At 73.1% G+C, this 10872-nt stretch carries 9 protein-coding genes; 2 read left to right on the top strand and 7 right to left on the bottom strand.

The window, feature by feature from the left end:
* Positions 1 to 56: 56 nt before the first annotated feature.
* From ACFRAR_RS36800 to ACFRAR_RS36790, 3 genes are all read right to left on the bottom strand, one after another.
* Positions 57 to 2093 carry an amino acid transporter gene (locus tag ACFRAR_RS36800; protein ID WP_380704462.1) on the bottom strand — a complete coding sequence of 679 codons (2037 nt, stop codon included), beginning with the start codon at positions 2091 to 2093 and terminating at the stop codon, positions 57 to 59.
* Between the two features lie 380 nt (positions 2094 to 2473).
* On the bottom strand, positions 2474 to 4117 hold the full coding sequence (locus ACFRAR_RS36795; protein WP_380704460.1) for a multicopper oxidase family protein: 1644 nt from the start codon (positions 4115 to 4117) through the stop codon (positions 2474 to 2476).
* Positions 4118 to 4294: 177 nt separating this feature from the next.
* On the bottom strand, positions 4295 to 4714 hold the full coding sequence (locus ACFRAR_RS36790; RefSeq protein ID WP_380704458.1) for a DUF6153 family protein: 420 nt from the start codon (positions 4712 to 4714) through the stop codon (positions 4295 to 4297).
* A gap of 191 nt (positions 4715 to 4905) precedes the next feature.
* Between ACFRAR_RS36790 and ACFRAR_RS36785 the strand changes: the two genes are divergently transcribed.
* Both ACFRAR_RS36785 and ACFRAR_RS36780 read left to right on the top strand, forming a co-directional pair.
* Positions 4906 to 5865, top strand: coding sequence for an aldo/keto reductase (locus ACFRAR_RS36785; RefSeq protein WP_380704456.1), 960 nt, complete (start codon positions 4906 to 4908; stop codon positions 5863 to 5865).
* Positions 5866 to 6010: 145 nt separating this feature from the next.
* Positions 6011 to 6415 (top strand): YccF domain-containing protein, encoded by a 405-nt coding sequence (locus ACFRAR_RS36780; RefSeq protein WP_380704454.1) that lies wholly within the window; start codon positions 6011 to 6013, stop codon positions 6413 to 6415.
* Between the two features lie 68 nt (positions 6416 to 6483).
* On the opposite strand, the gene ACFRAR_RS36775 is transcribed toward ACFRAR_RS36780, so the two are convergent.
* The 4 genes from ACFRAR_RS36775 to ACFRAR_RS36760 form a co-directional block, all read right to left on the bottom strand.
* The gene (locus ACFRAR_RS36775) at positions 6484 to 7752 is read right to left on the bottom strand and encodes an APC family permease (RefSeq protein WP_380704452.1); all 1269 of its coding nucleotides are present in this window, start codon (positions 7750 to 7752) and stop codon (positions 6484 to 6486) included.
* Positions 7753 to 7848: 96 nt separating this feature from the next.
* On the bottom strand, positions 7849 to 8280 hold the full coding sequence (locus tag ACFRAR_RS36770; protein ID WP_380704450.1) for an SRPBCC family protein: 432 nt from the start codon (positions 8278 to 8280) through the stop codon (positions 7849 to 7851).
* Positions 8281 to 8350: 70 nt separating this feature from the next.
* On the bottom strand, positions 8351 to 9991 hold the full coding sequence (locus ACFRAR_RS36765) for an AMP-binding protein (protein WP_380704448.1): 1641 nt from the start codon (positions 9989 to 9991) through the stop codon (positions 8351 to 8353).
* Positions 9992 to 10130: 139 nt separating this feature from the next.
* On the bottom strand, positions 10131 to 10370 hold the full coding sequence (locus ACFRAR_RS36760; protein ID WP_380704446.1) for a chaplin: 240 nt from the start codon (positions 10368 to 10370) through the stop codon (positions 10131 to 10133).
* Between the last annotated feature and the right edge of the window lie 502 nt (positions 10371 to 10872).

Below are 10872 nucleotides of genomic sequence, written 5' to 3'. Positions count from 1 at the left end.
GCTCTCGTAGAGCGGACGGGCCGTCGGGGCCGCGGGCGGAGTGAACGGCCCGGAGGTCAGCCGACGTGGACCCGCGGGCGGCGGGCGCGGTCCGGCTCGGCCTCGCGCAGCACCTCGCGGGTGACGGGCGCCACCTCGCCCTGCCCGAACAGGAAGAACCGCAGGAACTGGGCGAACGGGCTGCCCTCGGTCCACTCGAAGTAGAGGTGCGGCTGCTGCCCGGTGCGGTCCCGGATGTTCAGCGCCAGTGCGGCGAGCGCGTTCGGGATGCTGGAGCTCTCCAGGGTGAGCACCCGGTAGCGGCCGTGCAGCACCTCGCCGCGCACCGTCAGCTCGGCCTCGAAGTCGGAGGCGTCGCGGACGGTCACCTCGACGAAGACCAGGTCGTCCTCGCCGGGGATGTCGTTGTCGGCGCGGATCTGGCGGATCTTGTCGCGGTACTCGGCGACGTCGCGGTGGTTCGGCTCGTTGGCGATCAGCCGCAGCGGGCGGTGCGCGTAGTCCCGGATGAAACGTTCCGCCACATCGTCCAGCGCCACATTGGTGACGCGCAGCTCGAAGGCGCGGCGCAGCCGGGAGAGCAGCGAGACCAGGATGATGCCGGCGATGAAGCAGGCGCCGATCTTCAGGCCGTCCGGCCGCTCCATCACGTTCAGCACGGTGGTGTAGAGGAAGATCGCCGAGATCACCGCGAAGGCGATGGTCCAGCCGCGTTCGTGCTTGCGGTAGGCGGCGATGGTCACCGCGATGGCGGCGGAGCTGATCAGCACCAGCACGCCGGTCGCGTAGGCGCCGCCCTGGGCGTCCACGTCGGCGTCGAAGATCCAGGTGACCAGGAAGCCGATCAGAGTCAGCACGATCACCATCGGCCGCACGGCGCGCGCCCAGTGCGGGGCCATGCCGTAGCGCGGCAGGTAGCGGGGCAGCAGGTTGAGCATGCCCGCCATCGCGGAGGCGCCGGCGAACCAGAGGATCGCGATGGTGGAGAGGTCGTAGACGCTGCCGAAGGCGCCGCCCAGGTACTCGTGCGCCAGGTACGCCAGGGCGCGGCCGTTGGCGGAGCCGCCGGACTTGAACTGGTCGGCCGGGATGAGCAGCGTGGTGATGAAGCTGGTGGCGATCAGGAAGCAGCTCATGATCACGGCGGACGTGGTCAGCAGCTTGCGGGCACCGCGGATCCGGCCGGCCGGGTCGGCCTCGGTGTCGGTCGGGTCGCCCTTGATGTGCGGCATCACGGCGACGCCGGTCTCGAAACCGGACAGGCCCAGCGCCAGCTTCGGGAAGGTCACCAGCGCCACGCCGACCATCAGGATCGGGTTGCCGTGCTGGGCGGTCAGCGCGTCCGTCCAGTCGGTGACCACGTGCGGCGCCTCGATGATCTTCCAGAGGCCCACCGCCACCACGACCACGTTGAGCGCCAGGTAGACCCCCACCAGCACGACGGCCAGGCCGATCGCCTCGCTGAAGCCCTTGAGGAAGACGGCGCCGAGCAGCGCCACCAGGACCAACGTGATCAGCACCTGCTTGCCGCCGAGGAAGCTCGTCAGGTGCGGGTTCTCCACCAGGTGCGCGCTCGCGTCGGCGGCGGACAGCGTGATGGTGATCAGGAAGTCCGTGGCCGCGAAGCCGAGCAGGGCGAGGACGAACAGCTTGCCCTTCCAGAACGACAGCAGCCGCTCCAGCATCGCGATCGAGCCCTCACCGCGCGGGCTCTCCTTGGCCACCCGCCGGTAGACCGGCAGCGCGCCCAGCAGGGTGACCACCACCAGCACGATGGTGGCGATCGGCGACAGCACACCCGCCGCGAGGGCCGCGATGCCCGGCTGGTAGCCGAGCGTCGAGAAGTAGTCCAGGCCGGTCAGGCACATCACCCGCCACCAGCGCTGGCCGGCGTGGGCGCCGTGCGCGGCCGCGTCCCCCGACGCCGCCGTGCCCTCGGACGGCGTCCGCGCGGCGTCCTCCGAGGCGCCCCCTGCCGCCGGCTGCTGCGCGGGCTTCGCCGCGGTCACGTCCTCCAGCAGCCAGCTACGGAGGCGTATTCGTGCCGACGGCGCGTCCGCCTCCGCCGTCTCCGTCGAACCCGACGAAACCACCTTGCACCTCTTGTTTAAAGACCCCGTAAAAACGCCGTCGGGCGACGGCAGTGCGACAGGCTATGCGACGGGCGTTAAGAATCCGCTACCGGCCCGCGTTAAGAAAACGTCATTGCCGCGCAGGTCGGCGCGGGTGGCACGGCGCAGGTGACACGGCGCGGATGCACGGCGCGGATGCACGGCGCGGATGCACGGCGCGGGTGGCACGGCGCAGGTGGCACGGCGCAGGTGGCACGGTGCGGGGCGTCGGGTGCCGGGGGCGGCAGGACCCCGGGCCGGTGGTGCGGCCCGGGGTCCTGCCGAAGGTCTCCCGGGGTTCCCCCGGGGGCTCCGTCCGAGATGGAATACCCGGAACTTTCGCTCGGGGGGGGAGCCGGGGGTCAGGCCTGGTAGCCGAGGACGGTCATCATGCCGGTCTCCGCGTGGTAGACGTTGTGGCAGTGCACCATCCACAGGCCCGGGTTGTCGGCGTCGAAGTCGACGGCCAGAGTCGTGCCCGGCAGCACGATCGCGGTGTCCTTGCGCGGGCCGTCGCCGGGCAGCGCGAAGCTGTGGCCGTGCAGGTGGACGGGGTGCCACATGGCGGTGCTGTTGCGGAACTCCAGCCGCACCCGCTCGCCCGCCGCCACCGGGTAGCGCTGCGCCGGGTCGTACGCGCGGCCGTTGAACGCCCAGTCCGCCTTCGCCATCCCGCCGGTGAGCTCCAGCTTCACCGTGCGGTCCGGCGCCTTGGCGGGCAGCCGGACGCCCGGATCGGCCTTGAGCTGTCCGGCGGTGAGCAGCCTGCCGTCCAGTTCGGCCGGACGCACCGACGCGTCGGGCGCGGCGCCGCCGCCGGTGCGCAGCACGGCCAGCGCGGTGGCGTTCTTGCCCTCGGCCAGCGCGGTCAGCGGGAAGACGCCGTCCTTGGCGGTGACCAGCACGTCGTAGCGCTCGCCCATGCCGAGCAACAGCGCCTGGGTGGTGGCCGGTTCGACCGGGAAGCCGTCGGTGTGGGTGACGGTCAGCTCGTGGCCGCCGAGCGCGACCCGGTAGGCGGTGTCACCGCCCGCGTTGACCAGCCGGATGCGGATCCGGTCGCCGGGCTTGGCGGTGAAGGTCTCGGGGGCGGCGGCGAGTTTGCCGTTGACCAGGTGGAACGGGTACGCGACATCGCCCGCGTCGCCGCCCAGCAGCGGGCTCTGAGCGCCCATCAGCATCCGGCTCGGGCCGCCTCCGCCCGGAGCGCTCCCCCTACCGGGCATCCCGGACATGTCGTGGCCCGGCATGGACGACATGTCGTGCCCGGAGCCCCCCGAGTGGTCCATCCCGCCCATGCCGCCCATCCCGCCCATGCCCTTGGCGAGTTCGGCGAGCACCGCGTCCGGGGTGCTGCCGTCGATCCCGTCCACCCAGTCGTCCAGGACGACGACCCACTCCTTGTCGTAAGCCAGCGGCTCCTTGGGGTCCTCGACGATCAGCGGGGCGTACAGGCCCCGGTCCTGCTGGACGCCGGAGTGCGGGTGGAACCAGTAGGTGCCCGGGTGGCTGAGCGCGAAGCGGTACTCGAAAGACGCGCCGGGCTTGACGTCGGCCTGGGTCAGGCCCGGCACGCCGTCCATGTCGTTGCGCAGCGCGAGGCCGTGCCAGTGCAGCGAGGTGGGCTGCGGGAGGTGGTTGGCGAGGGTGACGGCGAGCGTGTCGCCGACGGTGGCCCGCACCTCCTGGCCGGGCAGGCGGTCGCCGTACGCCCAGCTGCGGACGGTGCGGCCGCCGAGGTCGAGGGTGGTCTCGGTGGCGGTGAGCGCGACCTTGCGCTCCGGGCCGGGGTTGCGCCTGGCCTCGGCGGCGGCGACCTCGGGGCCGTTCGGGGTGAGGTAGCCGGCCGGGGCGGCGGCCGGACTGCCGGTGCCGCTCGCCGGTCCGCGGTCCATGGACCCGTGGTCCATGCCCTTCATCGAGCCGGAGGAGCAGGCGGTGAGCAGACCGGTTCCGGCGGCGGCGAGCGCGGAGCCGAGGACGGTACGGCGGGTGGGTGTGCGCATGACGGAGTGCACCTCGTGCGGTGTGTGGGTGTGCGGGACGTCGCGTCTGCCGTTCCGTGCGCGGGCGCTTCGGGGTGCGAGCGCTCAGGGTGCGGGCGCTTCGGGGTGCGAGCGGGCGCGCGGATGTGCGCGCGGGCGCTCCCGGTTGGGCGCGGGCACGGGACGACGGGCGCGCGCCTACTGACGCAGCACCGAAAGCCGGGTGAGGAGTATTCGCCCGCCCCCGGGCGGGGGCAGCGCGCGAACGGCCCGCAACAGCCGGGCCCGTACGTCGGCCGCGGCGTCACCGCTGCGGCGCAGCAGCGGGCCCGCGAGGAGGAGCACCAGGGTCCAGCCGGCCAGGACGGCGAGGCAGACCGTCATCGGGTCCATGCCGCCGGGGGCGGCAGGATCGACGGCGGAGGCGGCGGAAGCGCCGGAAGCGGCGTGCTCGCGCGTGCCGGCGTGCGCGACGTGGTGGAGAGCGCCCACCTGGCGCATCGCGGAGGCGTGCGCCCCGGCGGCCTCGTGCCCGCCGCCCGGATGACCGAGCGTGTGCATCGTCACGATGCCGAGCAGCAGCGCGGCGAGCAGCAGCAGGCGCGGCAACCGTGCCATCCTCCGCCTCCCGTCCGCGTCGTGCTCACCTACCCCCGCAGGGTATCCCGACCTTACGCCACACACCGCACCGGACGGTCAGGAGGCGGTCACCGAACCGCCCGCTCCGGAAGCCGCCGCCGCGCGATGGGTCATGATTCCGGTGGCCCGGTCACGACCGGCGCCACCACCGACCCCTGGAGGGAAGACTGATGCACCATCGCAGCATCGGCGTTGACGGACCGTCGGCGAGCGCGCTCTGCCTCGGCGCGATGACCTTCGGCACCACCGTCGACGAGGAGACCGCGACGGCGATCCTCGACCGCTACACCGAAGCCGGCGGGACGTTCATCGACACCGCGAACAACTACGCCTTCTGGGCGCCCGGCGCGAACGGCCACGAGAGTGAGGAGCTGCTCGGCCGCTGGCTCGCCCGGCGCGGCAACCGCGACGACCTGGTGCTCGCCACCAAGGCCGGCGCCCGCCCGGTGCCCGGGCTCCCCTTCCCCGAACACAAAGAGGGCCTCTCCGCCCGCACCCTGCGCGAGGCCGCCGAGGGCAGCCTGCGCCGTCTGGGCACCGACCGCGTCGACCTCTACTACGCCCATGTGGCCGACCCGGCCACGCCCGTCGAGGAGACCATGGGCGCGTTCGCCGACCTGGTGGCCGACGGCAAGGTCACCGCCCTTGGGTGCAGCAATCACACCGCCGCCGACCTCGCCGCGGCCAACGACCTCGCCACCGGCCGCGGCTGGCCCGGCTACCGGTGCGTCCAGCAGCGCCACAGCTACCTCCGCCCCCGGCCCGACGCCGACTTCGGCATCCAGCGCCACGCCGACGAGGCCCTGCTCTCCCACCTCGCCCAGCAGCCTTCGATGACCCTGATCGCCTACTCCCCGCTCCTCGGCGGCTCCTACTCCCGCCCCGACCGCCCGCTCCCCGAGCAGTACCAGTGGCCAGCGGCCAAGGCCCGGCTGACCGCGCTGTCCGAGGTCGCCGAGGAGACCGGCGCCACCGCCAACCAGGTGGTCCTGGCCTGGCTGCTCGGCCACCCCGTCCCGACCGTCCCGATCATCGGCGTCAGCTCCGTCGCCCAACTGGACGAGAGCCTCGCCGCACTGGACCTCACCCTCGACGACGACCAGCGCCACCGCCTGGACACCGCGGCCTGACCTCCCTCCCCCCACTGCTCCGCACCTCTGGGGGACGTCCCGGAACGGCCCCTGAGATTCGCCCCCTAAGGGGTATGGAGGCCGTCATGCGCGGGCATGGCTCGGTCGTAGGTGCAAGGCCACGAATCATGAGAAGGTACCGGCCATGAAGGCAATAAAGTTCGTCCTCAACGTCATCTGGTTGCTGTTCTGCGGCATTTGGATGGCGCTTGCCTACACGCTCGCCGGAATCATCTGCTGCGTCCTCATCGTGACGATCCCGTTCGGCATCGCGTCGTTCCGGATCGCCGGCTTCATACTGTGGCCGTTCGGCCGCACCGCCGTCGAACGGCCGGACGCCGGACCGGCGTCCTGCGTCGGCAACGTCATCTGGCTGATCTTCGCCGGCTGGTGGCTGGCGATCGGGCACCTGCTCACCAGCATCCCGCTGTTCCTGTCGGTCATCGGCATCCCCTTCGGCTGGGCCAACCTCAAGATGATCCCGATCTCGCTGATGCCGCTCGGCCGCGAGATCGTCTCCACCGACCAGGAGTGGGGCGCACGGTACTGAGCCGCCACGAACCCCGACGGCCGGCGAAGGGCACCAGCCCTCGCCGGCCGTCGGCGTTCCCGGGGAGGTCAGGCGCGGCGGGTGAGGGACTTGCGGGCGAGGTAGGCGGCGGCGCCGAGGGCGAGGACGGCGGCGCCCCAGAGGACGGAGGCGGCGGGGAGGGCGAAGGCGAGGGTGAGGCAGCCGGCGGTGCCGAGGAGGGGGACGGCGCGCGGGGGGCGGCCCTCGGCGGGGGTGAGGGTCCAGGCGGCGGCGTTGGCGACGGCGTAGTAGGCGAGGACGCCGAAGGAGGAGAAGCCGATCGCGCCGCGGACGTCGGCGAAGGCGGCGGCGAGGGCGACCACCGCGCCGACGGCCAGTTCGGCGCGGTGCGGGACGCCGAAGCGGGGGTGGACGGCGGCCAGGGGGTGCGGCAGGTGGCGGTCGCGGGCCATCGCCAGGGTGGTGCGGGAGACGCCGAGGATCAGGGCGAGCAGCGAGCCGAGGGCGGCGACCGCCGCTCCGGCCCGTACCACCGGGGCGAGTCCCGGTGCGCCGGCGGCCCGGACGGCGTCGGCCAGGGGCGCGGCGGTGTGGGCGAGGCGGTCGGGGCCGAGGACGGCCAGGACGGCGAGCGCGACGGCGGCGTAGACGACCAGGGCGATGCCCAGGGCGAGCGGGATGGCGCGGGGGATGGTGCGCCGCGGGTCGCGGACCTCCTCGCCGAGGGTGGCGATCCGGGCGTACCCGGCGAAGGCGAAGAACAGCAGACCGGCGGCCTGGAGGATGCCGGGGAGGCCGGCGTCCGTACCGACGGCCCAGTGGCCGGTGTCGGCTTCGCCGCCGGCCAGGCAGGCGGTGACCACGGCGGCGAGCACCGCGAGGACGACCGCGACGATCGCCCTGGTCAGCCAGGCGGCCTTCTGCACGCCGGCGTAGTTGACGGCGGTCAGCGCCACCACGGCCGCGACGGCGACGGCGTGCGCCTGGTCGGGCCAGACGTAGGAGCCGACGGTGAGCGCCATGGCGGCGCAGGAGGCGGTCTTGCCGACGACGAAGCCCCAGCCGGCCAGGTAGCCCCAGAAGTCGCCGAGCCGCTCACGGCCGTAGACGTAGGTGCCGCCGGACTGCGGGTACCGGGCGGCCAGCCGGGCCGAGGAGGTCGCGTTGCAGTACGCCACCACGCCGGCCAGCGCCAGGCCGATCAGCAGCCCGGACCCGGCGGCTCCGGCGGCGGGCGCGAGGGCGGCGAAGACGCCGGCGCCGATCATCGAGCCCAGCCCGATCACCACGGCGTCGAACACCCCCAGGTGTCGCCGCAGCTCCCCCGGCCCGACCGCTGTCGGCGACGAACTCATGCCCTGTACCTCTCCCGATCCGGCTGCGGTGTCGGCGCACCCTACCGGAGGGAGGGGAACGGCAGGTGAGGTCGGGAGCCAGGGGAACGGCGGTGGTCAGCCCGTGAGCCGCCGCTCCAGGGCGCGCAGGTCCTCGGCCAGCGCGCCGCGCACCCGGCGGGACATCAGCGGGGCGGCCGGCCGGAGGCCGCCGCGGACGCGGATGCGGGCGAAGGTGCCGGCCTGGGTGGGTTCGAAGGTGTAGGTGACCCGCATGGGCATCGGCCCGGCGACGGAGACCAGGTCGAGCACCGTCGGCGGGTCGTGGCGCGTCACGCGCAGCACGTACCCGAAGGACAGGCCCAGGAAGCGCGCGGTGCGGGTGACCTCGGCGCCCGTGCCGAAGCCGCCGGCGTCGGCCTCCCGGGTGAGGGTGGCGGTGCGGATGCCCTGGGTCCACTCGGAGTCGTGGCGCCAGTCCATCGCGTAGGCGGCGACCGCCGCGGGCGGAAGGGGGATCAGACGTTCCACGGTGACGTCGAGGGGCATGATCACACTCTCCCGCCGGGCGGGCCACCGCGCTCCCCGGACTCACCCGGGCGGAGACCGGGAGCGGGCCCTACAACCCCAGGATCCGCTGGGCCTCGGCCCGCATCTCGACCTTGCGGATCTTCCCGGTGACCGTCATCGGGAACTCCTCGACCACGTGCACGTAGCGCGGGATCTTGAAGTGGGCGAGCCGGCCGGCGCAGTACGTGCGGACGGCCTCGGCGGTGAGCGGCTCGGCGCCCTCCCGCATCCGGATCCAGGCCATCAGCTCCTCGCCGTACTTGGTGTCGGGGACGCCGATGACCTGGACGTCGAGGATGTCCGGGTGGGTGTGGAGGAACTCCTCGATCTCGCGCGGGTAGAGGTTCTCGCCGCCGCGGATCACCATGTCCTTGATCCGCCCGGTGATGGCGAGGTAGCCGGACTCGTCCATCACGGCGAGGTCCCCGGTGTGCATCCAGCGGGCGGCGTCGACGGCCTCGGCGGTGCGCTCGGGTTCGCCCCAGTAGCCGAGCATGACGGAGTAGCCGCGGGTGCACAGTTCGCCGGGTTCGCCGCGCGGGACGGTACGGCCGGTGGCCGGGTCGACCACCTTGACCTCCAGGTGCGGGCCGACCCGGCCGACCGTGGCGACCCGCCGCTCGACCGGGTCGTCGACCCGGGTCTGGGTGGAGACCGGCGAGGTCTCGGTCATGCCGTAGCAGATGGACACCTGGGTCATGCCCATCCGCCCGATCACCTCCTTCATCACCTCGCTCGGGCAGGGCGAGCCGGCCATGATGCCGGTGCGCAGGCTGCTGAGGTCGTAGCTGTCGAAGGCCGGGTCGGCCAGTTCGGCGATGAACATGGTCGGCACGCCGTACAGCGAGGTGCAGCGCTCGGCGGCGACGGCGGCCAGGGTGGCGCCGGGCTCGAAGGTGGGGGCCGGAATGACCATGCAGGCGCCGTGCGAGGTGGCGGCCAGATTTCCCATCACCATGCCGAAACAGTGGTAGAAGGGCACCGGGACGCAGATCCGGTCATGCTCGCTGTAGTCGAGCAACTCGCCCACGAAGTAACCGTTGTTGAGAATGTTGTGGTGCGAGAGCGTCGCGCCCTTGGGAAAGCCCGTCGTCCCGGAGGTGTACTGGATGTTGATCGGGTCGTCTGGGGACAACTCGGCCTGGCGTTCGGCGAATTCGGCGAGGCTGGGGGCTTCGGCCCGCCGGCCGGCGGCGATCACGGAATCCCAGGCGGGGCTGCCGAGCAGCAGGACGTTCTCCAACGCGGGGCAGCGGGGCCGGACTTCGCCGATCATCCCGGCGTAGTCGGAGGTCTTGAAGCTCTCGGCGGCGACCAGCAGCCGGATGCCGGCCTGGTTCAGCACGTACTCCAGCTCGTGGGCGCGGTAGGCCGGGTTGACGGTGACCAGGATCGCGCCGAGCTTGGCGGTGGCGTACTGGGTGAGCGTCCACTCGGCGCAGTTGGGGGCCCAGATGCCGACCCGGTCGCCCTTGGCGATCCCGAGTGCCAGCAGGCCGAGGGCCAGGGCGTCCACGTCGGCGGCGAGTCCGGCGTACGTCCAGCGGCGGGCGGTGGCCCGGTCGACCAGGGCGTCGTGCTCGGGGAAGGCGCGCACCGCGCGGTCGAGGTTCTCCCCGATGGTGTCGCCGAGCAGCGGGACGTCCGAGGTGCCGGAGGCGTAGCTGCGCGGGGTCGGCGTGGTCGGCACGGGCTGGCTCCTGGGTGCGGCGGTGCGGGACGGGGACCATGCTCGCCGCCGCGGCCCCGCGCCACCACCCCCGAACGGGGGTGCGGACACGGCGCTGGGGCCGCCCGTCGGGTTCGACGGACGGCCCCAGCGCGCTGGGCTACTCGTTGACGCAGATGTTGCCGAAGGCCGGGTTGAGGAGCCCGATGATGTCGATCGAGTTCCCGCAGATGTTGGCCTCCAGGTTGATCGGGACCTGGATCACGTTGCCGGACAGGACACCGGGCGAGCCGATGGCGGCCCCGTTGGCTTCGGCGCCACCGGCGGAGGCGGTCCCGGCGCCGGCGAGGACCGTCACCGCGGCGAGGGCGGTGGCGGCGAAGGTGGTGCGAATACGCATTGCGTCGCTCCTTGTGAGCACGGAGGTTCGAAGTGTGACGATCACACCCGCCCACGATCACAAGGGATCCGCTCCTCCGCACGCCGGATTGCCCCGTCCTGGGGCGTGTCGCCCTCCCGGCCCGGCCGGTGGAGCGGCGACGCTGAGTGATTCCAGCAGCTCCCGGGCCGGGAGCGGCCGCCCTCGCGGGGCGCCGCGGTCCGAGGCCGACCACCTCCTCCCCCGCCGCCCGGGCGTTCGGCGCCTGGCCGTAGTCGATCCGACCGGCGTAACGGCGTAACCCGGCCGGGACGGCGGGGCTCGGTGGAGCGCCATGGGAGCACCCAGGACGCGGGCATGCCGAGGCCCCGGAACCCTGGCGGGGTTCCGGGGCCTCGGCCCGGCGGAGGAAAGTGGCTCGGATGTTCGGCGCCCGGGCGCCCCGGGCGCCCCCGCGGGCGAGCCCCCAGCCGGATCGCCCCCCCCCGCGGCGGGTTGCGACCCCGAAGACCCCCGAGAAGGC

The sequence above is a fragment of the Kitasatospora sp. NPDC056651 genome (assembly GCF_042792155.1).
GTDB lineage: Bacteria > Actinomycetota > Actinomycetes > Streptomycetales > Streptomycetaceae > Kitasatospora.
Note: the sequence above shows the minus strand (reverse complement) of the source record. Positions and strands in the feature narration are given on the sequence as shown.